Annotated in this window: 19 protein-coding genes and 2 pseudogenes; 7 read left to right on the forward strand and 14 right to left on the reverse strand. The window is 72.4% G+C overall.

Annotation, left to right across the window (positions count from 1 at the left end; genetic code table 11):
* Nucleotides 1-65 precede the first annotated feature (65 nt).
* Entirely contained in the window at nucleotides 66-1,268 is a 1,203-nt protein-coding gene (locus tag ACIBBH_RS05355) for a Gfo/Idh/MocA family protein (protein WP_399402131.1), read from the forward strand.
* 4 nt (nucleotides 1,269-1,272) lie between these two features.
* Here ACIBBH_RS05355 and ACIBBH_RS05360 read toward each other — a convergent pair whose 3' ends face one another.
* Complete coding sequence (locus ACIBBH_RS05360; RefSeq protein ID WP_399402132.1) at nucleotides 1,273-1,968, reverse strand: L,D-transpeptidase family protein; 696 nt, start codon at nucleotides 1,966-1,968, stop codon at nucleotides 1,273-1,275.
* 670 nt (nucleotides 1,969-2,638) lie between these two features.
* On the opposite strand from ACIBBH_RS05360, the gene ACIBBH_RS05365 reads away from it, so the two are divergent.
* The gene (locus tag ACIBBH_RS05365) at nucleotides 2,639-4,024 is read left to right on the forward strand and encodes a pyridoxal phosphate-dependent decarboxylase family protein (RefSeq protein WP_399402134.1); all 1,386 of its coding nucleotides are present in this window, start codon (nucleotides 2,639-2,641) and stop codon (nucleotides 4,022-4,024) included.
* Nucleotides 4,025-4,028: 4 nt separating this feature from the next.
* Here the strand turns inward: ACIBBH_RS05365 and ACIBBH_RS05370 are convergent, their stop codons facing one another.
* The 4 genes from ACIBBH_RS05370 to ACIBBH_RS05385 all read right to left on the reverse strand — a co-directional run bounded on the left by ACIBBH_RS05370 (nucleotide 4,029) and on the right by ACIBBH_RS05385 (nucleotide 7,582).
* Nucleotides 4,029-4,742, reverse strand: a complete 714-nt coding sequence (locus tag ACIBBH_RS05370) for an SDR family NAD(P)-dependent oxidoreductase (RefSeq protein WP_399402706.1) — start codon at nucleotides 4,740-4,742, stop codon at nucleotides 4,029-4,031.
* A 55-nt stretch (nucleotides 4,743-4,797) separates the two neighbouring features.
* On the reverse strand, nucleotides 4,798-5,712 hold the full coding sequence (locus ACIBBH_RS05375) for an SDR family oxidoreductase (RefSeq protein WP_399402136.1): 915 nt from the start codon (nucleotides 5,710-5,712) through the stop codon (nucleotides 4,798-4,800).
* A 155-nt stretch (nucleotides 5,713-5,867) separates the two neighbouring features.
* Nucleotides 5,868-6,497: an MBL fold metallo-hydrolase gene (locus ACIBBH_RS05380; RefSeq protein WP_399402138.1), complete on the reverse strand. Its 630-nt coding sequence runs from the start codon at nucleotides 6,495-6,497 to the stop codon at nucleotides 5,868-5,870.
* Nucleotides 6,497-7,582: an S-(hydroxymethyl)mycothiol dehydrogenase gene (locus ACIBBH_RS05385; protein WP_399402140.1), complete on the reverse strand. Its 1,086-nt coding sequence runs from the start codon at nucleotides 7,580-7,582 to the stop codon at nucleotides 6,497-6,499. Before ACIBBH_RS05385 ends, ACIBBH_RS05380 begins: the two co-directional genes overlap by 1 nt.
* 158 nt (nucleotides 7,583-7,740) lie before the next feature.
* Between ACIBBH_RS05385 and ACIBBH_RS05390 the strand changes: the two are divergent.
* Nucleotides 7,741-8,563 (forward strand): annotated as a pseudogene (locus ACIBBH_RS05390) (ATP-binding cassette domain-containing protein).
* Between the two features lie 116 nt (nucleotides 8,564-8,679).
* Nucleotides 8,680-9,045, forward strand: a complete 366-nt coding sequence (locus tag ACIBBH_RS05395) for a nuclear transport factor 2 family protein (protein ID WP_399402142.1) — start codon at nucleotides 8,680-8,682, stop codon at nucleotides 9,043-9,045.
* Between the two features lie 20 nt (nucleotides 9,046-9,065).
* On the opposite strand, the gene ACIBBH_RS05400 is transcribed toward ACIBBH_RS05395, so the two are convergent.
* Entirely contained in the window at nucleotides 9,066-9,341 is a 276-nt protein-coding gene (locus tag ACIBBH_RS05400) for a MarR family winged helix-turn-helix transcriptional regulator (RefSeq protein ID WP_399402741.1), read from the reverse strand.
* Nucleotides 9,342-9,838: 497 nt separating this feature from the next.
* Between ACIBBH_RS05400 and ACIBBH_RS05405 the strand changes: the two genes are divergently transcribed.
* On the forward strand, nucleotides 9,839-9,964 hold the full coding sequence (locus tag ACIBBH_RS05405) for a hypothetical protein (RefSeq protein WP_399402743.1): 126 nt from the start codon (nucleotides 9,839-9,841) through the stop codon (nucleotides 9,962-9,964).
* 17 nt (nucleotides 9,965-9,981) lie between these two features.
* On the opposite strand, the pseudogene ACIBBH_RS05410 reads toward ACIBBH_RS05405, so the two are convergent.
* Together ACIBBH_RS05410 and ACIBBH_RS05415 are read right to left on the reverse strand one after the other, a co-directional pair.
* A pseudogene (locus ACIBBH_RS05410) lies at nucleotides 9,982-10,107 on the reverse strand (hypothetical protein); the annotation flags it as partial.
* Nucleotides 10,108-10,116: 9 nt separating this feature from the next.
* Entirely contained in the window at nucleotides 10,117-10,776 is a 660-nt protein-coding gene (locus tag ACIBBH_RS05415) for a TetR/AcrR family transcriptional regulator (RefSeq protein WP_399402144.1), read from the reverse strand.
* Between the two features lie 137 nt (nucleotides 10,777-10,913).
* Here ACIBBH_RS05415 and ACIBBH_RS05420 point away from each other — a divergent pair, with 137 nt between their 5' ends.
* Nucleotides 10,914-12,173, forward strand: a complete 1,260-nt coding sequence (locus tag ACIBBH_RS05420; protein ID WP_399402145.1) for a YncE family protein — start codon at nucleotides 10,914-10,916, stop codon at nucleotides 12,171-12,173.
* 56 nt (nucleotides 12,174-12,229) lie between these two features.
* Here the strand turns inward: ACIBBH_RS05420 and ACIBBH_RS05425 are convergent, their stop codons facing one another.
* Nucleotides 12,230-14,101 carry an endoglycosylceramidase gene (locus ACIBBH_RS05425; protein WP_399402147.1) on the reverse strand — a complete coding sequence of 624 codons (1,872 nt, stop codon included), beginning with the start codon at nucleotides 14,099-14,101 and terminating at the stop codon, nucleotides 12,230-12,232.
* 89 nt (nucleotides 14,102-14,190) lie between these two features.
* Nucleotides 14,191-14,574 carry a GTP-binding protein gene (locus ACIBBH_RS05430; RefSeq protein WP_399402149.1) on the reverse strand — a complete coding sequence of 128 codons (384 nt, stop codon included), beginning with the start codon at nucleotides 14,572-14,574 and terminating at the stop codon, nucleotides 14,191-14,193.
* 181 nt (nucleotides 14,575-14,755) lie between these two features.
* Between ACIBBH_RS05430 and ACIBBH_RS05435 the strand changes: the two genes are divergently transcribed.
* The gene (locus tag ACIBBH_RS05435; protein WP_399402151.1) at nucleotides 14,756-15,862 is read left to right on the forward strand and encodes an XdhC family protein; all 1,107 of its coding nucleotides are present in this window, start codon (nucleotides 14,756-14,758) and stop codon (nucleotides 15,860-15,862) included.
* A gap of 366 nt (nucleotides 15,863-16,228) precedes the next feature.
* Here ACIBBH_RS05435 and ACIBBH_RS05440 read toward each other — a convergent pair whose 3' ends face one another.
* The 4 genes from ACIBBH_RS05440 to ACIBBH_RS05455 form a co-directional block, all read right to left on the reverse strand.
* The gene (locus ACIBBH_RS05440; RefSeq protein WP_399402153.1) at nucleotides 16,229-16,729 is read right to left on the reverse strand and encodes a GNAT family N-acetyltransferase; all 501 of its coding nucleotides are present in this window, start codon (nucleotides 16,727-16,729) and stop codon (nucleotides 16,229-16,231) included.
* Between the two features lie 261 nt (nucleotides 16,730-16,990).
* Nucleotides 16,991-17,491 carry a metallophosphoesterase family protein gene (locus ACIBBH_RS05445; RefSeq protein ID WP_399402155.1) on the reverse strand — a complete coding sequence of 167 codons (501 nt, stop codon included), beginning with the start codon at nucleotides 17,489-17,491 and terminating at the stop codon, nucleotides 16,991-16,993.
* Nucleotides 17,492-17,500: 9 nt separating this feature from the next.
* Nucleotides 17,501-17,758, reverse strand: coding sequence for a hypothetical protein (locus tag ACIBBH_RS05450; protein ID WP_399402157.1), 258 nt, complete (start codon nucleotides 17,756-17,758; stop codon nucleotides 17,501-17,503).
* A 28-nt stretch (nucleotides 17,759-17,786) separates the two neighbouring features.
* Nucleotides 17,787-18,794 carry an SDR family oxidoreductase gene (locus ACIBBH_RS05455; RefSeq protein ID WP_399402159.1) on the reverse strand — a complete coding sequence of 336 codons (1,008 nt, stop codon included), beginning with the start codon at nucleotides 18,792-18,794 and terminating at the stop codon, nucleotides 17,787-17,789.
* Nucleotides 18,795-18,796 lie beyond the last annotated feature (2 nt).

The raw sequence follows: 18,796 nt of genomic DNA on the forward strand, positions 1-18,796 counted from the left end.
GCCTGGCCTGAACCAGAGGGAACGGACCCTTGACACGCTGATTCTTTCGCATCAAAAGTAACTCCATGACCTTCTCCCTTGGCATCGTCGGGGCCGGGCAGTTCTCCGGTCAGTTCGCCACGCTGTTCCAGGCCCATCCCGGAGTGGGCGACGTCTTCGTCACGGACCTGCTGCCGGAGCGGGCCGAGCGGCTCGCCGCCACGCAGGGGCTCGCGGGCACCTTCCCCACGTACGAGGCCATGCTGGAGTCGCGGGCGGTCGACGCGGTCGCGGTCTTCACCCAGCGCTGGACGCACGGCCCGCTGGTGCTGCGGGGGCTGAACGCCGGAAAGCACGTGTACAGCGCCGTGCCGATGGCGATCACGACAGAGGAGATCGCGGCGATCATCGACGCGGTCCGGGCGACCGGGCTGACGTACATGATGGGCGAGACCAGCCAGTACAACCCGGCGACCGTGCACGCCCGCAAGCAGATCGCCGAGGGCGCCTTCGGGCGGCTCTTCTACGCCGAGGGCGACTACGTCCACGACATGGACCTGGGCTTCTACGAGGCGTACCAGTACAGCGGCGGCGAGAACTGGAGGGCGACCGCCAGCTATCCGCCGCTGCTGTACCCGACGCACTCGGTGGGCGGGGTGCTCGGGGCCTGGCGGACGCACGCGGTGAGCGTGTCGGCGATCGGGGTGGCCGACGAGCGCGGGGACGGCGTGTTCGACAAGGAGGTCAGCCAGTTCGGCAACGACTTCTCCAACGCCACCGCGCTGTTCGAGGTGGCGGGCGGCGGCTCGTTCCGGACGAACGAGTTCCGGCGGGTCGGCTACCCCTCCCACATGCGGGAGTCACGGTTCCGGTTCTTCGGTACGGACGCGAGCATGGAGCAGCTCGCCACGGTCGCGCTCTGGCAGGACAAGAAGGGGGTGAAGGACATCACGGAACTGCTGGAACCCAAGCCCACCATGTCCCCCGACGACCCGTCCCTCCAGCACATCGCGCCGGAGCTGCGGGCCGCGTTCACCTCCGGTTCGGCGCCGGTGCACGACCGCTCCCGGCTGCCCAGGGAGTTCGACCACCTGCACAACGGCCACGAGGGCAGCCACCATTTCCTGGTGGACGACTTCGTCACCGCCGTGAACTCCCGCACCCTGCCGTCGGTGAACGCGTGGGTCGCCGCCCGCTACACCCTGCCGGGCATCGTCGCGCACGAGTCCGCGCGGCAGGGCGGGGTCAGGCTGGAGATCCCGGACTTCGGGGACGCGCCTCAGGTGTGACGGTTCAGGTGCCCGGCTTGCGGCCGTAGACGAAGACGTCGTCGCCGGTCTTCAGCAGCGACCAGTACTTCTTGGCGTCCTTCGTGGTCATGTTGACGCAGCCGTGCGAGCCCGGCGGGTTCCACATGCTGAGATTCACCGAGTGGAAGGCCTGGCCGCCGGCGAAGAACTGGCTGTAGGGCATCGGCACGTCGTAGACGCTCGAGACGTGGTCGATGTCACGCCAGTAGATCTTCTTCAGGCCGGTGCGGGTCTCGTACCCGTCCCGGCCGGTGCGCACCGGCACCGGGCCGTAGACCAGTTTGTCGCCGTCCTGGACCCAGCTCAGCTGGAGGGTGAGGTTGACGCAGGCGATGCGGCCCTTGTTCACCGGGCACTTGCCGTCCTTGTTGGGGTCGTCCCCGACGGCCTTCTGCTTGGTCATGAGGTCCATCACGCCCCAGGTGACGGGCCCCGCGTAGCCGATGGCGGGTGTGATGCCGTGCTTCTTCTGGAAGGCCTGGACGGCCTTGCAGTCGGCGGCCGACTGCTTGCCGTCGACCGGACGGCCGAGGAACTTCTCCACCTGCTTCTGGTACGGCCCCGCCTGCGTCGTACAACTCGCCGCCTGCGCCGGAGCGGCGCCCAGCGCGAGTGTGAGCGGCGCCACAAGTCCCGTGATGCCGAGCGCGATGGCGCCCCGTCTGCGTATGTCCCCCATACCAGCCCCTTGCCCTTCTTCTCCGGTCACCATTCCCACCATGTCGGATAACCAGACCCATGGGCAGGGATGACGGTTGTAGGAACAATCACGCTGTGACAAAACGGTGAACTTCGTCACCACGCAGCCGGCCCGCCGGGACCTGCACCCGTAGGCGACCAGCAGCAGGTCCTGCACGGCGCCGTACAGGGGAGCACCGGTGCCGAGGGACCAGCCGAGGTCGTCGCAGCACAGCCGGACGCCCCGCAGGCCGGTGCCGAAGAAGCGGAAGGCCCGGGGTCGACGGTGCCGAGGACGGTCCGCAGGCGGCCCTCCGGGACGCGGCGGTCGAGGCCCAGGGCGACCGTGACCTCCAGGCCGTGGATCATGTCGTGCCCGAAGGCCGCCGCGATGCCACCGCCCGGCGGCCGCAGGGGGCGGTGGGCGTGGGTGCACAGGAAGCCGCACGTCGCCTTCGATGCGGCGGCCCCGGACGCGCCGGCCCGGCTCGTGTCAGGGGACTCGGCGTCGCGGTACTCCCGGAACCCTGACGCACGGACGGGCCGACGGGGCCGGCGGCGCGGGCGCTGCCGTCTGTGGGGCAGCGGGACGCCGAAGCCGGCTCTCATCAGTCCAGTTGTCCCGAAGTGGACCGGGCGGACGGCGCCCTGCCCCTCCTACGCTGCGGCTCATGCACCGCACACTCGCCGACGATCTCTCCCGGCTCCCCCGACTCCTGCAGTCCGCCCGTGACTTCGCCGCCCGCGAGCTGGGCGCCGTGGCCGGCCGGCCGGTGGCCCGGCTGGAGTCCGCGCCAGAAGGCGCGCCTCTTCCGGCCGAGGGCGCGGGCGCCGAGGGTGCCCTCGCGCGGTTCGCCGAGCGGTGGGCGCCGGGCTTCTCCGGCTCGGCGGGGCCGCGCTACCTCGGTTTCGTCACCGGCGGCGCGACACCCGCGGCCGTCACCGGGGACTGGCTGACGGCCGCCTACGACCAGAACGTCTCCGGCACCGCGGGCTCCTGGGCGGCGGCCCTGGAGCGTGAGACGGTGGCCTGGCTGCGGGAGCTGTTCGGGCTGGGTGAGGCGCACAGCGGGTCGTTCGTCACCGGGGCGACCGTGTCGAACACGGTGGGCCTGGCCGTCGCCCGGGAGTGGCTGGGCGAGCGGCTGGGCGTGGACGTCTCCCGGGACGGTGCCGCCGCGCTCGGCCCGGTCGACGTGCTCTCCGGCAGCCCGCACTCCAGCCTGAGCAAGGCGCTGTCCGTTCTGGGCATCGGGCGCGGCCGGCTGCGGACCGTGCCCCTGCTGCCCGGCAACCGGGAGGCCGTCGACGTGGCCGCGCTGGACGCCGAGCTGGCGGCGCTGGCCGGCCGACCCGCGATCGTGGTGGCGAACGCGGGCACCGTGAACACCGTCGACTTCGACGACCTGCGGGCGATCGCGGCTCTGAAGGAGCGGTACGACTTCTGGCTGCACGTCGACGCCGCGTTCGGCGGCTTCGCCGCCCTCTCCCCCGCGTACGCGCACCTCGTGGCCGGGCTCGACGCGGCCGACTCGGTCTGCGTGGACCTGCACAAGTGGCTCAACGTCCCTTACGACGCCGCCGTCCAGTTCACCCGCCGCCGCGACCTGCAGGTGGCGGTGTTCCACAACTCCTCGCCCTATCTCGGCCGGCCGGCCGACGAGCCCGACTTCCTGCATCTGACCCCGGAGAACTCCCGGCGGCTGCGCGCCCTGCCCGCGTGGTTCTCCCTCGTCGCCTACGGCCGCGAGGGCCACCGCGAGATCGTCGAGCGGAACGTCGCCCTCGCCCGGCGGCTCGGCGCGGACATCGACGCCGTGCCGGGGCTGCGGCTGCTGGCGCCGGTCCGGCTCAACGTCGTCTGCTTCACGCTCGCCGACGACCCCACGCAGGAGCGGGTGGACGCCCTGGCCCGGGCCGTCGCCGCCTCCGGGGAGGCGTTCCTGACGCCGACGGTGTACGGCGGGGTACCGGGGCTGCGGGCGGCGTTCTCCAACTGGCGTACCGGCGAGGACGACGCCCGGCGGGTGCGTGACGCGCTCGCGGCGGCGATGTGAGTCCTCAGGGGCACTGCCCGAGCGCCGCCCGGAACCCCGTGTGGACAGCGGTGAGTCCGCCGTCGACGCGGAGGGTGGCGCCGGTGATGCAGGCGGCGTCGCGGGAGGCGAGGAATGCGACGGCGGCGGCGATGTCCTCCGGTTCGCCGGCCCGGCCGAGGGGGTAGAGGGCGCGGACGGCGCCGAGTTCGGCCTCGCGCCCCTCCCAGGCCCAGGTGCGGAGCGTACCGGGCTCGACGAGGTCGACCCGGACCCCGCGCGCAGCCGCGTGCCCTGCGAGGGTGCGGGTTGGCGAGCCGAGCCCGGCCTTGGCTGCGCCGTAGGCGTGGTTGCCGAAGTCCTGCCCGGCGTTGACCGAGCCGATGGAGACGCCGGTGAGGGTGATGTCGAGGCCGCGGGCCCAGGACCCGTCCGGCTCGTCCTCGGGGAGCGGGGCGTCGGGGCTGCAGTGCGCCGCTCCGTCGGCCAGGACGTCGAGCGAGCCGAAGGCGGCGACGGCATGGGCGGCGGCCCCCGCCACGGAGTCCCGGTCGCCCACGTCGCACGCGTACGCCTGCACCGCCGGCCCCCGCTCCCGCAGCGCGGCCGCGGTCCGTTCCGCCGCGGGCAGGTCCCGGTCGGTCGCCGGCAGCCGCCCGCCCTCCTCGGCGAGACGCCGGGCGATGGCGGCGCCGGTGACGGGAACTCCGTGTCCTGCGAAGCGCTTGAGATCGGTGATGGCAGCGACGGTACGGGCCACTCGGCCCGCCGGCCCCGCTGCCTCCCGTGACCGGTCAGCGGTAGCCCGTCGTGTCGGCCGGCCTGCCCGCGTCCTGGACCTCCACCAGGTACCGCCAGGCATCCGGCCGGCTGCCGTCCAGGTCCGTGAAGCCGTACTCCTGGGCGAGGCCTCCGCTGGAGAGGGACGCGCCGTTGAAGCGGGCCACGTCGGGGTCGGCGGCGAGGGCGGCGACGGCGCGGCCGACGTAGCGCGGGGTCTCGGAGATGGCGAAGTGGGGGACGCGGTCGAGGGCGTCGCGCCAGTTGTCCTCCCGTACGCCGAAGTGGTCGAGCATCATCTCCGAGCGCAGCCAGCCGGGGGTCAGGGCGACGGCGGTGGCGCCGCGCGGGCCGAGTTCGTGGCCGAGGGCGAAGGCCATGCGCAGGACCGCGGACTTGGCCAGGTCGTAGAAGAAGTTCACCCGGTAGGTGTCGCGGTTGTAGTCGGCGGTGCCGTCGGTGACCTCGACGACCAGGCCGCCGGGGCGGCGCAGCAGCAGTGGCAGGGCGTGGTGGCTGGTGATCGCGTGGGTCTCGACGGCGAGCCGGAGCAGCCTGAGGCCCTTGTCGAGGTCGTGTTCCCAGACCGGCGTGTCCCAGGCGAAGAGGTGCTCGGCGCCCCAGATGTCGTCGACCAGGACGTCGAGGCGCCCGGATTCCTTCGCGATCCGGTCCACGAGAGCGCGGACCTGCGCCGGGTCGAGGTGGTCGGCGGGTACGGCGATGCCCCGGCCGCCGGCCTCGGTGACCAGGTCGGCGGTGTCCTCGATGGTCTCGGGGCGGTCGTACTCCGAGCGCCGCGCACGCGTGCTGCGTCCGCTGACGTAGACGGTGGCACCGGCCGCGCCGAGTTCCACCGCGATCCCGCGTCCCGCCCCGCGCGTCGCCCCCGCGACCAGTGCGACTCTGCCTTCCAGCGGACCCGGCATGTCCGGCCTCCCGTATCCGTACGACTGCTGTCACCGTCCAGGGTGACGGGGAAGCCGGACACCTTCTGTCGCCTTTTCAGCGGCGGAGTGTCTCGTCGATGTCGTCGTGAGCGGTCAGGAACCACAGCCGGCCGCCCTGGTTCGGTTCGCCGGGGTCAGTGGCCGCGTTCGATCCACTCCTCCAGGTGGGGTGCCTCGGCTCCGATGGTGGTCGCGTCGCCGTGGCCGGTGAGCACCCTGGTCTCCGGCGGCAGGGTGAGGAGGCGGTCGCGGACGGAGTCGATGATGGTCGGGAAGTGGGAGTAGGAGCGGCCGGTGGCGCCGGGGCCGCCCTGGAAGAGGGTGTCGCCGGTGAAGACGGTGCCCAGGCCGGGGTCGTACAGGCAGACCGCGCCGGGCGCGTGGCCGGGGGTGTGCAGCACGGTGAGGTCGGCGCCGGCCGCCTCGATGACCTGCCCGTCGGTCAGATGGGCGTCGGGTTCCCGGCCGGGGTGGGTGAGCTGCCACAGGGGCAGGTCGGCGGGGTGCAGCCAGATGGTGGCGCCGGTGCGGTCGGCGAGGGCGGGCGCAGCGTCGATGTGGTCGTTGTGGGCGTGGGTGCACACGATCGCCGTCAGACGGCGGTCGCCGACGGCCTCGGCGATGGCGTCGGCGTCGTGCGCGGCGTCGATGACGATCACCTCGTGGTCGTCGCCGACGATCCACACGTTGTTCTCGACGTCCCAGGTGCCGCCGTCGAGGGTGAACTGCCCTGAGGTGACGAGGCGTTCGATGCGCGCGGCCATCACAGCACCACCACCGAGCGCAGCACGTCACCGTGGTGCATCCGCTCGAAGGCCTTCTCCACGTCGTCGAGCCGGATGGTCTCGGTGACGAACTTCTCCAGCGGCAGACGCCCCTGCAGGTGCAGGTCGATCAGCATGGGGAAGTCCCGGGAGGGCAGGCAGTCGCCGTACCAGGAGGACTTCAGCGCCCCGCCGCGCCCGAAGACGTCCAGCAGGGGCAGTTCGAGCTTCATCTCCGGGGTGGGCACGCCGACCAGGACGACCGTGCCGGCCAGGTCGCGGGCGTAGAAGGCCTGCTCGTAGGTCTCCGGACGGCCGACCGCCTCGATGAGCACGTCGGCGCCGAAGCCGCCGGTCAGCTCGCGGATCAACGCCACCGGGTCGCTCTCGCGCGCGTTGACCGTGTGGGTGGCGCCCAGCTCCCGGGCCGTCTCCAGCTTGCGGTCGTCGATGTCCACGGCGATGATCTTCGCCGCCCCGGCCAGGTTCGACCCGGCGACGGCCGCGTCCCCGACCCCGCCGCACCCGATGACGGCGACCGTGTCACCCCGCCCGACGTTCCCGGTGTTGATCGCGGCGCCGATCCCGGCCATCACCCCGCAGCCCAGCAGCCCGGCCACCTGCGGGGAGACCGCCGGGTCGACCTTCGTGCACTGCCCGGCCGCGACCAGCGTCTTCTCCGCGAAGGCACCGATCCCCAGGGCCGGGGACAGCTCGGTGCCGTCGGTCAGGGTCATCTTCTGAGCGGCGTTGTGGGTGTCGAAGCAGTACCAGGGCCGCCCGCGCAGACAGGCCCGGCACTGGCCGCACACCGCACGCCAGTTGAGGATCACGAAGTCGCCGGGCGCGACATCGGTGACGCCCTCGCCGACCAACTCCACCACCCCCGCCGCCTCATGCCCGAGCAGGAAGGGGAACTCGTCGCTGATTCCGCCCTGCTTGTAGTGCAGGTCGGTGTGACAGACCCCGCAGGCCTGGACTCGCACCACGGCCTCGCCCGGCCCCGGGTCCGGTACGACGATGGTCTCGACCCGCACGGGCTGGTCCTTGCTCGGTGCGATCACGCCGCGTACTTCCTGCGCCATGGTCCGGCTCCTTCCCTCGGTGCTCCTGCACTCGCGACCCTACGTGCGACTGATCGGTAATCGCAGCGAGTACGGCGCAGGTCGCGGATCTTTCTCCGCCGGACGCGCTGCCGACATAGTCTGAGGACGCCGTGCGCCTCCTTAACCACGGGGACACTGTGAGCGACACAGCGACGGACACGAAGGAGCCGCCCGTGTGGCGGCTCCTCCTCGGCTGTGTACGGCCGCACCGCTGGGCCCTGTTGGCGGGCGCGGTGCTCTCCCTGGTCACCGGGGCGACCGGACTGCTGGTGGCACGGGGGCTCATCGGCGACCTGGCGTACGACCGGTCGATCACCGGTCCGTTGCTGTCCGTGGCGGGCCTGGTCGTCGCCAACGCGGCGGTGGGCGCGCTGGGTTCGTACGTGCTGCGCCGCACCGCCGAGTCGGTGGTGCTCGGCGCGCGGCGGACGCTGCCGTCGTACCTGCTGCGGCTCAGGATCACGGCGGTGGACCGCAGCGAACCGGGTGACCTGACGGCCCGGATCACCTCGGACACCACCCTGCTGCGCGAGGTCACCACCGATTCGCTGGTCGCGCTCGGCACCGGCGGGCTCACGCTGGTCGCCAAGGTGGTGATGATGGGCCTGGTCGATCCCGTACTGCTGGCCGTGACGCACCAAGCTGTCGGGCGGAGAGAGACAACGGGTCGCCATCGCCCGGGCGCTGCTGCGCCGCCCACGGCTGCTGCTCCTGGACGAGGCGACCTCGCAGCTGGACGCGGTGAACGAGGCGGCCCTCAGGGACACGGTCGCCGACGTGGCACGCTCCACGACCGTCCTGGTCGTCGCGCACCGGCTCTCCACCGTGACGATGGCCGACCGGATCGTGGTCATGGACGCGGGCCGGGTGCGGGCGGTGGGCACGCACCGGCTGCTGGTGGCGGCCGATGCGTTGTACGCGGAGCCGGCGGCGACGCAGTTCCTGGCGACGGCGGACTGACACCCGCCGGGACCACCCCGGCTGCGCTTGCCGAGGCCGCTGAGGCGGAGGAGTCTCGAATGAGGGGTCACCAGCGGCCCGTTCTTCATGGGCCGCGGCCCTCGAAGGAGGTCACCATGGGCACTGCGGCAGGCTCCGCCTTCGACACCGAGACACTGCGCCGGGCCATAGAAGGGAACACCGGGAACACCCTTCTGTCGCTCTACACGGACGACGCGGAGGTCCGCATCATCGACCACGACTCCCAGCCCAGCCACCCCAAGGTGCTGCACGGCCGGAGCGAGATCGCCGAGATGCTGGACGACGTCTACAGCCGCGACATGACGCACAAGCTGGACGGCTGCGTCGTGCAGGGCGACCGCGCCGCCTTCAGCGAGTCCTGCGAGTACGCGGACGGCGTCCGGGTCCTCGCCGAATCGATGATCACGCTGCGGGACGGGAAGATCGCCGAACAGATCATGATCCAGGCGTGGGACGAGTAGGGAGGAAGGTGAGGTCCAGGTCAGCTCGTGGCTGACCTGGACCTGTCCCGCGCCGGGGCCTCGGCGACCACGACCGGTTTCCGCAGCAGGTCGGACAGTGTCCGCCGCTCCTGTTCGGTCAGTGCCGCGAGCAGCGCGCGCTCACCCTCGTCCTCCGTCACCGCGTGCGCCTCGAACGCGGCGTGCCCGGCGTCGGTGAGGCGTACCCGGACCCGCCGCCGGTCGCCCGTCCCGTGGATGCGGGTGATCAGACCGGCCTCCTCGATCGGCCCGAGCCGGGCCCGACAGCGCCCCACGGGTCAGCCCCACGGCGATGCACCGGACGAGGTCCGCCGCGGCTGGGCGGCGATGTACCTCGGTCCGGTCACGGACAACCACTTCGCCGACCGTGCGTCCGCCCCCGCCCACTACGCCGCCGCCCTGCGCGCCGGGGGGCGGGCCCCGACGAGTTGCTGGCCCGCGAGGCGCTGCGGCACCTCGGCGACCACGACCACGACGGCGGTGACCACGACCGCGCCCTCGACCGCTGGCGCCGGGCCACCGCGCCGGGCGCCCGCGCGGGCACGGTCCCCGGCACGCTCTCCCAGCAGATGCTGCTGGCGGTGCTGGCCCGGGACACCGGCGACGAGGCCGGGGCCAGGGCGCTGGCGGCGGAGGTCGTCCGCTGGGCGGAGGCCATCGGCGCGGACGGCTCGCGGCCCGGGCGACCGGCTTCCCGGCCGACGCCGACCCGACGGCGCCGCCTTCGGGGGACGGGGCCTGAGCGTCGTACAGGTCGACGACGTTCAGGCCGGTGCTCGCGGCGCTCACGCCGGCGCAGCGGCCGGTGGAGGTGGCGCTGTGGCTCGCGCTCGCTGCCCCGGTGCCGCCGCTGACCTTGAGCGGCACCGAGCCGCCCGCCGGGACGCCTGCGGTGTAGCTCGTGGCGTAACCGCCCAGGTCCCTCCGGGCCCACAGGTCACGGACGGTGGCGGAGGTGCCGGTCAGGCCGGGGTCGGACCAGCGGACGGTGACGCGGTGTTCGCCCACCCGGCACCCGCAAGGCCGCGGGCACCGGCGCACGCACCCGGCTCAGGGCCCCCCGGCCCATCCCTCCGGCCGCAGGATCCCCAGCAACTGCCGGACCAGTTCGTCCACCACCTCGTCCAGGGTCGCGTCCACCCACCCCGCGCTCCAGTCGTGGAGGAGGCCGTTGACGCTGCCGATGAAGGCGGTCGCGGCGAGGCGGTAGTCGCGGGTGGCCGCCTCGCCCCGGGCGGCGGCCGCGGTCGCCTCGGCGCAGATGAGGTCGACCCAGCGGGCGCGGCGGGCGAGCCGCTGCTCCTCCAGGCGGGGGCTGACGCCGATGATCTCGACGAAGGTGATGCGGATGCGGCGCGGGTCGGAGGTGACGTCGCGGGCGTAGGCGCGGAAGAGGGCGGTGACGCGCTCGGCCAGCGGGAGTGACCCCGCCTCGGCGAGCGCCGCCAGCACCGCCCGCTCGGCCCAGTCGTTGACCTCCAGATGCAGCGCGGCGAGCACGTCCTCCAGCGTGCGGAACTCCTCGTAGAACTGACGGGTCGACAGCCCCGCCGCCTGGCTCAGCACGGCGACGGTCGTCGCGCGGAAGCCGGGGCTGTCGCCGAACAGCTGCAGTGCCGCCTGAAGGAAACGGCGGCGCCGCTCGGCCTGCCGTTCCTCGGCGGACCTGCCGCCGTAGCGGCCCGTCGGCGCCCTGAGCCTGCCCGCCACGCTCCCCCCTCCTTCGTCCCACCGATGGCCAATCTTGTCGTGCACGCATCTTGTCGAGAAGGCCGCCCCCTCCTTACTTTTCAGTAAGTTCGCTGTGAATCCCGTCGTGTTCAGATTTCTCAGAGGAGAGAGCAGCCATGCCTGCCTTCAGATCCAGGCACCTTTGCTCCGTAGCCGCCGCCCTCGTCCTGACCGTCGTCGGCCCCGTCACCGCCGCGTCCGCGGTGTCCGCCGCCTCGGACGCCTCCGCCCTGCGCGAGGTGCTGTTCGTGGGCAACAACTGGGACGGGACCGCGGACGTCATCAGGTCCTCCGGCGACTTCGCGAAGATCGGCCGGATCAACGTCGTCCCGGACAAGGACGAGCGGATGGCGGAGATCAACGCCGATCCGATCAAGTGGATCTACTTCCAGGCCATCCGCAACAGCGTCGGCGAGGGTCACGACCAGTTCGCCGACGACATGTACTCGACGCCCGACGGCACATCCGTCGTGGTCTCCCGGCCGAGCTTCGCCGACGTCGTCTCCCTCGACCTGGCCACCGGGAAGATCAACTGGCGTTTCCCCGTGTCCGGTTACCGCGCCGACCACATGGCCGTCTCCCCCGACGGCACCCGGGTCGCGGTCTCCGCCTCGACCGCGAACACCGTGCATGTACTGGACATCAGCACCGGCAAGCAGCTCGGCTCGTTCGCCACCGGCGACAAGCCGCACGAGAACATCTTCAGCAAGGACGGCAAGTACATCTGGAACATGGCCATCGGGGACGTCAACACCTCCCTCGACGACCCGGGCTGGGACTGGACCAAGGGGGACCGCCACCTCACGGTGGTGGACGCGACAACGTACAAGCAGGTCAAGGTCATCGAGATGCGGAACCGGCTGGACGCCTTCGGCCTGAAGGACTTCTCCGACGCCGTACGTCCCGCGGTCTTCTCCCCGGACGAGTCGAAGCTCTACTTCCAGGTGTCCTTCTTCAACGGCTTCCTGGAGTACGACGTCGCCTCCGACAAGATCACCCGGATGAAGACCCTGCCGAAGAACCCGGCGACCAGCGAGGACCGCACCACCTGGGTCAACGACTCGCGCCACCACGGGATTTCGGTGAACCCCGCGGGCACCAAGCTGTGCGTGGCGGGCACCATGGACGACTACGCGACCGTCGTCGACCGCGCCACCCTCCAGGAGGGCCCGCTGGTCACCACCTCCAAGCCCTACTGGGCCACGGTCAGCGGCGACGGCAAGGACTGCGTCATCTCCGAGTCCGGTGCCGACCAGGTCACGGCCATCGACTTCGCCACCGGCCGGAAGGTGACGTCCGTGGCGGTGGGCGACCATCCGCAGCGGGTACGGCTGGGGCATGTGCGGGCCGACTGGACCGGCCCGCACGGGAGTTGACCAAGCCGACGATCAGGGCCTCCGGAGTGCGCGGCGTACCGGAGGTCCTGCCCGCGTCAGAAGTGTGCGCCCGCCCACGCGGCCAGCTCGGACTTCGCCGCGCTCAGCAGGTCCGCCGAGGGCGCCGTCGCCCCGTTGGTGACCAGCGCGTAGTGCAGCGCGCCGGAGTCCGGGTCGGTGAGCAGCAGACGGCGGCTGCCCGTGCCGCCCGGTTCCGGGGCCACGCCGACCGGGGTCGAGGCCGTGTACGACGGGGGCGCGTAAGCGGCGCCCAGGTCGGAGACGACCGTGGTGGCCGAGGTCGGGAAGGACGCGGGCAGGTGCAGTTCGGTGGGTGCCGTACCGCTGCCCGAGCGCCACACCAGCAGCCCGTACTGGCCTGAGCCGACCAGCCGGGAGACGTTGGGCAGCGAGCTGGGCACCCGGTTCCAGGTCAGGGTGGTGGAACCGTCCCGGGAGCGGTCCTCGTAGGTGAAGGCGAGCGTGCTGCCGGCGGTCGCGCTCGGGTAGATCCGGTCGAGCAGGCGGACGTCCTGGCGTAGTTGCACCGCGCCGGAGGCGTCGAGCCTCACGGCGGAGAGGTCCTCGTCGTTCCAGGCGTCGCCGGAGGTGAGCACCTTGTCGCGATTGCCGTTCATCAACTCGTGGTGGCGGCTGTGGTAGATGTCCCACTGCCACTGGGTGCCGGACAGGACGGGGCCGGAGGAGGCCGGGTCCGACCACCAACCCGACCCGGGCAGGCGGGAGTCGAGGGCCTGGTACATCGCCTTGAGCACGGTCGGTGCCTTGTCCGCCACCGTGCCCGACAGCGGGTGGCCGAACTCGCTGACAAGTGCGGTGCTCCGGGCGGCGGAGGCGCGGTCGCGGACGCCCGCGAAGTCGGTGGCGTACTGGCCGTCGCCCGCCTTGCCCCACATCAGGATGCCGGAGATGGCCTTCTGGTCGTAGAAGTGGGTGTTGAAGACGTAGCGCGGGCCGAGCGTGCCCGCGTCCAGCAGGCCGCCCTCCTGCTTCTGGGAGTGGATGTCGGAGTTCCAGAAGAGGTTGGGCTCGACGAGGGCGGGCTTGCCCTGCCAGCCGGCCGCGTCCATGCGGGCCCGGAACTTCTGGTAGAAGGGCCACAGCAGGTCCCGCTCCCAGGTACGGCTGGTCTGGCCGGAGGCGTAGGTGCCCGCGTACGGCTCGTTGTACGGGTCGAAGCCGGCCACGCCCGCGAACTCGGCGCCGGTGAGGTGCTGGACGAGGTAGGACATGGTCGTCTGCGCCGTGGCGAGGAACGCGTCCTGGACGCCGTGGGCGTTGTGCCAGAAGTCGTACTGCGCCTTCGTGACGGCCGCGTTCTGGGTGATGTTCTGCCCCCAGAAGAGGCAGATCCCGCACGACTCCTTGGGGTAACTCCCGGCGTCCACGGCCCACTTCGGGGCGCCGTCGCCGGTGTACCAGCTTCCGGCGTCGAAGAGATGCCGGGAGTAGAGGTCCTGGTGGAAGTCGGGGTAGACGCGGATGCCGGCGTCGAGGAAGGCGCGGATCCGGTCGGTCGCGGCGGCCAGGTAGGCGGTGTCGACCTGGCCTCGCACGGGCTGGGCGTGGGCCCAGGAGAGCAGGAACCGGACCGCGTTGCCGCCGCCGAGGGCGCGCAGCGCGGTCGCGGACTTCCTGGCGTCGGCGACCGAGGCGAAGGGCAGGCCGCTGTTCTCCTCCAGCTTGGTCTCGCCGGAGACGTTGTAGCCGCGCAGCACGATCTCGCGGCCCTGGCCGTCGGTGAAGCGGCCGTTGCGCACGGTGAGCGAAGTGCCGTCGAACCAGAGGGAGCCGGAAGGTGTGGCGGCGGCGGGCCACGCGCCCGCCACCGTCAGGAATCCGGCGAGGACAACCGCGACAACAAGGTCAACGAGACCGTTGATCACACGCGTCCGCATATTCGGCATGTTCACTACAGTCCGGTGATTCCCGGACACCGTCAACGCCCCTGACCCGTGAGTAAGTCGGGTCTCGGCCATCCCTTGTCCCTCAACGGTCATGGTGACCGTGCAGTCGGTGACCTGCCAGCCGTGCAGTCCCTGGCCCAGCGTCTCGCGGACGGTGTCCTCGACGGCCTTGAAGAAGGCGTGCGGCATGGAGCCAAGCTCCACCTCCAGCCGGAAGTCCACGCCCGAGCGAAGTCCGGGTGACCGGGGGTGTCGATGAGGTTGACGGTCACGCCGTCGAGCGGGAAGGAGACGACGGCGGACTTGATGGTGATGCCGCGCTGCCGCTCCAGTGCGAGGGTGTCGGTGCGGGTGGTGCCCGCCTCGACACTGCCGGTCTCGTCGGTGACCCCGGCCGTGCGCAGCAGCCGTTCGGTCAGGCTGGTCTTACCGGCGTCGACGTGCGCGAGGATTCCCAGGTTGAGCAAGTGCACCAGGTGTCATGTCCTTGAGAGAGCGGGTCGTTCCTTCCTGGCTGGACACGAACGGTGCGCGCATGACTGCTCCTTGGGTTCCGGGAACTCGACCGGTGCAGGGCAGCGGAACGGCGGCCCCCGCACCAACGGATTAACGTTCAATCAATCCTGCGTTACCGGGTGAGCGGAGGAGCGGACGATGCGGGACATTCTCCCCACGCTGAGCGGGTGGTACGCCGCTCACGTGCCGTTCGGGCTCGCCACGGTCGTCGCGGTCAGCCGCAGCGCGCCGCGTGGGCCGGGCTCGGCGATGGCGGTCGGCCCGGACGACGAGGTCGTGGGCAGCGTGTCCGGGGGCTGCGTCGAGGGCGCGGTCTTCGAGCTCGCCAGGGAGGTGGTGGCGAGCGGCGAGGCCCGGCTGGAGACCTTCGGCTACAGCGACGAGGACGCCTTCGCGGTGGGGCTCACCTGCGGCGGCGAGATCACCCTGCTGGTCCGGCCCGTCACGCCCGGGCTCGACCCGTCCTTCGGCGCGGTGGCCGCGTCGGTCGCGGGCGGGGAGCCGGTGACCGTGGCGAGTGTGGTCGACGGGCCCGCGCCGCGCGGGGCGACCCTCGCGGTGTGGCCCGAGACGGCCGCCGGGGGGCTCGGCTCCAGCGGCCTCGACGCGGCCGTGGCCGCCGACGCGCGCGGGGAACTGGCCCTCGGGGCGACCGGCCTGCGGCACTACGGGCCTCGTGGAGAGCGGCGCGAGGACTCCGTCACGGTGTTCCTGCACTCCTTCGCCCCGCCACCGCGGATGCTCGTCTTCGGCGCCATCGACTACGCGGCCGCCGTGGCCCGTATCGGCGCTTTCCTCGGCTACCGGGTCACCGTGTGCGACGCCCGGCCGGTGTTCGCCACGCCGGCCCGGTTCCCGGAGGCCGCGGAGGTGGTCGTGGACTGGCCGCACCGCTATCTGCGCGGCACGCACACCGACGAGCGCACGGTGATCTGCGTCCTCACCCACGACCCCAAGTTCGACGTCCCCCTGCTGCGGGAGGCGCTGCGCCGGCCGGCCGCCTACATCGGGGCGATGGGCAGCCGCCGCACCCACGCCGACCGCATGCTCCGCCTGGCCGACGCCGGCCTCACCCCGGCCGAGCTGTCCCGGCTGCGCTCCCCGCTGGGCCTGGACCTCGGGGCCCGTACGCCGGAGGAGGTCGCCGTGTCGGTGGCCGCCGAGATCGTCGCGCTGCGGTGGGGCGGGAGCGGGGTGCCGCTGACGGTGACCGAGGGGGCCATTCATCCGCGGGACGGGGGGTGAGTGGGGGCTTCCCGGGGGCAGCCGCGCCGTCACCCCGCTTCCCGTCGGTGGTCGGCCAGCACCTCCTCCCCGGGGCGACGGGCAGGTGGGCCCACCGCGGGAACTGGGCGGCCAGCAGACGGCGTACGAGCGGGACGTCGATCAGCACCGGTTCGTCCCACCGGGCCGTCGCGGCGGTGTCCACGGATTTTTTTCCGGACATTGACGTAATCCGTGTGTGAGGTCCGCGGTGAGGGGTAGGCGGCGCCTCGACAGATGAGGCATGCATGTCCTCCGCGGCAGAACCCGGAAGGAGGTCCGTGAGAGCGCATCATCCACAGTGCCCGGGCCGCTCCCCTTTCACGGGGCGGCCCGGATCTCGTTCTGTCACCCCCTGTCCGGTATGAGGGAGCCCGCCAGCAGGGTGAGCGCGAGGAATGCCGTCGCGACCACGGCCGGGGTGAGCAGACCGCACAGCGGCACGAGCGCGAGCCCGGCGAGGAAGGCCGGGCGGTGCCGCCGCCTGTCAGGCGTCTCCCGGACGAGGGCGCGCAGATGCTGGTCGTGCCACCCGTCCGCGTGCAGCAGGGCGCCGCGCATCGTGCCTTCCAGCAGGTAGCCCGTCTTCTCGGCCACCCGGCAGGACGCCGCGTCGGCCACCGCGTGGCACAGCCGCAGGCGGTGCAGGCCGAGGTCGTCCAGGGCCCACCGGGTGATCCGCCGTACCGCCCGGACGACGACACCGCCGCCCCGCGCCGGGGGAAGGACCCGGTAGACGATCTCGGCGCTGCCGCCCGCGAGGTCGATGTCGTTCCAGCCGATGAGGCCCAGGGCCGCTCCGTCCCCTGGCGGGCGATGGCCCGGACGGCGCCGGTCCCGGCCCGCCACCGCTGCCGCATGCGCTCGATCCGCCCGGAGGCCTCCCCGCGGCTGCTCACGTGCAGGAGGTTCCACTGGCGGATCGCCGGGTCCCGCCCGGCGGCCGGCAGGGCATCGGCGTCGTCCGGGCGCCGGGGGCGCGGTTCCAGGCCGCCCGGCAGGGCGAGCACCGGCTGGGCGGCACCGGCCATCCTGCCTGCGGGGACCACCGGCGGTACGGGAAAGCCGGAGATCACCGCCGCATCGTGGCACACCGCACGGGTACGGCCCTCACCGCTGCGGCAGCCGGTGCAGTGTCACGTCCGTGAGCGCGCCGTCGGCGACGACCGCCGTCAGGTAGGTGCAGTGGGGCCGGCTGCGGCGGTCGGTCGGGGAACCGGGGTTGAGCAGGCGCAGGCCGCCCGGCGCAGTGGTGTCCCACGGGATGTGGCTGTGGCCGAAGACCAGGACGTCCAGATCGGGGAAGCGGGCGGCGCAGCGGGCCTCGCGGCCCTGGGCGGGACCGGTCTCGTGGATCACGCCGAAACGCAGGCCGTCCAGGTCGGCGTACGCCACCTCGGGCAGGCGGGCCCGCAGCTCCGGGCCGTCGTTGTTGCCGTACACGCCGATCAGCCGGCGGCTGCGGCTCTCCAGCAGGTCGAGGGTGGCGGTGTCGACCCAGTCCCCGGCGTGGATGACCACGTCGGCGTGCGGGAGCCCGGCCAGGAGCTGCTCCGGCAGCTTCTTGGCGCGCTTGGGCAGATGCGTGTCGGAGATGAGGAGCAGGCGCACACGGTCAGCCTAGGGCAGGTCAACGTGCCTGCCCCCGGAAAAGGTGCTCGACGGGGTGGCCGAGCCGCCGGACGAGCCGGCGGGCGCTGCGGCGGGCCCGCAGGACGGACGGTTCGTCGGGTACGGTCCGCGGCGGGCCCGTGCGGGGACCAGCCAGGCCAGGACGTCGCCGTCGAGTTCCACCGGGACGACGTTGCCGTGCTCCCGCCGCATCTCCTCGTGAACGCCGCGCAGCTCGGCCCGCATGTCGAGACCGGACAGCCACACGCGGCCGAACGGACCAACGCACCCCGCTTCAGGCTGACTTGGCCAGGCGCCGGATGCCGCCCAGCGCGGTGACCGCGGCGAGACCGGCACCGAGGGCCGTGGCGGCGGGGTGCTGGGCAAGGGCGGCCTGCCAGGAGCGGCCGTGGGCGTTGTCGTCGAAGATGCCGTGGGCGCCGTGGTCGTCGCCGGGCAGCCGGTCGACGGGTTCGAAGAGGTTGCTCTCGCCGGTCGGAGGCTCCTTGTCGGTCTGCTGGGAGTCGAAGCCGGTGCGGGCCAGGTAGCGGTCGAGCAGGGCGGGGGCGATCCGGTTGGCGAGGATCGTGGCCACGGTGGTGGCGCCGACGTAGTACTGCTTGCGGCGCGGATGGTCGGCGGCGTACAGCACGCCCCGCGCGGCGACCTCGGGCTGGTAGATCGGGGGGACGGGGCTGGGGTGCTTGGGCAGGCGGGAGCGCACCCAGTCGAACTGGGGGGTGTTGACGGCGGGCATCTGGGCGACGGTGACGTGCACGTTGCTGCCGCGGTGCAGCAGCTCGACGCGCAGGGAGGAGGTGAAGCCGTTGATGGCGTGCTTGGCGCCGCAGTACGCGGACTGCAGGGGGATCGCCCGCTCGCCGAGCGCCGAGCCGACCTGCACGATGGTGCCCCGGTCCCGGGGCAGCATGCGCTTCAGCGCCGCCCGGGTGCCGTTGACGAAGCCGAGGTAGGTCACCTCGGTCACCCGCCGGTACTCTTCGGGGGCGATTTCGTCGAAGGGCGCGAACACACTGGTGAAGGCGCAGTTGATCCAGACGTCGATGGGGCCGAACTCCGTCTCGGCGGCCTCGGCGACGGCCTCGACCTGGTCGGGGTCGGCGGTGTCGGCGACCTGCACCAGCGGGCGGCCGCCGAGGGCGGCGACCTCGTCGGCGGCCGCCTCGAGTCCGCCGCGACCGCGGGCGACGAGTACGACGTCCGCGCCGCGCCGGGCGTAGAGGCGGGCGGTGGCGCGGCCGATTCCGGCGCTGGCACCGGTGATGACGACGGTGGCGGGCATGG

It is taken from the genome of Streptomyces sp. NPDC051636 (assembly GCF_044453765.1).
Taxonomy (GTDB): Bacteria; Actinomycetota; Actinomycetes; order Streptomycetales; family Streptomycetaceae; genus Streptomyces.

What these genes read in the sequence shown, in the direction of transcription:
- ACIBBH_RS05385 (WP_399402140.1), bottom strand. Translation starts at nt 7,582, where the DNA reads ATGGCGCAGGAAGTACGCGGCGTGATCGCACCGAGCAAGGACCAGCCC.
- ACIBBH_RS05395 (WP_399402142.1), top strand. Translation starts at nt 8,680, where the DNA reads ATGGGCACTGCGGCAGGCTCCGCCTTCGACACCGAGACACTGCGCCGG.
- ACIBBH_RS05375 (WP_399402136.1), bottom strand. Translation starts at nt 5,712, where the DNA reads ATGCCGGGTCCGCTGGAAGGCAGAGTCGCACTGGTCGCGGGGGCGACG.
- ACIBBH_RS05365 (WP_399402134.1), top strand. Translation starts at nt 2,639, where the DNA reads ATGCACCGCACACTCGCCGACGATCTCTCCCGGCTCCCCCGACTCCTG.
- ACIBBH_RS05420 (WP_399402145.1), top strand. Translation starts at nt 10,914, where the DNA reads ATGCCTGCCTTCAGATCCAGGCACCTTTGCTCCGTAGCCGCCGCCCTC.
- ACIBBH_RS05435 (WP_399402151.1), top strand. Translation starts at nt 14,756, where the DNA reads ATGCGGGACATTCTCCCCACGCTGAGCGGGTGGTACGCCGCTCACGTG.
- ACIBBH_RS05455 (WP_399402159.1), bottom strand. Translation starts at nt 18,794, where the DNA reads ATGCCCGCCACCGTCGTCATCACCGGTGCCAGCGCCGGAATCGGCCGC.
- ACIBBH_RS05425 (WP_399402147.1), bottom strand. Translation starts at nt 14,101, where the DNA reads ATGCCGAATATGCGGACGCGTGTGATCAACGGTCTCGTTGACCTTGTT.
- ACIBBH_RS05355 (WP_399402131.1), top strand. Translation starts at nt 66, where the DNA reads ATGACCTTCTCCCTTGGCATCGTCGGGGCCGGGCAGTTCTCCGGTCAG.
- ACIBBH_RS05360 (WP_399402132.1), bottom strand. Translation starts at nt 1,968, where the DNA reads ATGGGGGACATACGCAGACGGGGCGCCATCGCGCTCGGCATCACGGGA.
- ACIBBH_RS05380 (WP_399402138.1), bottom strand. Translation starts at nt 6,497, where the DNA reads ATGGCCGCGCGCATCGAACGCCTCGTCACCTCAGGGCAGTTCACCCTC.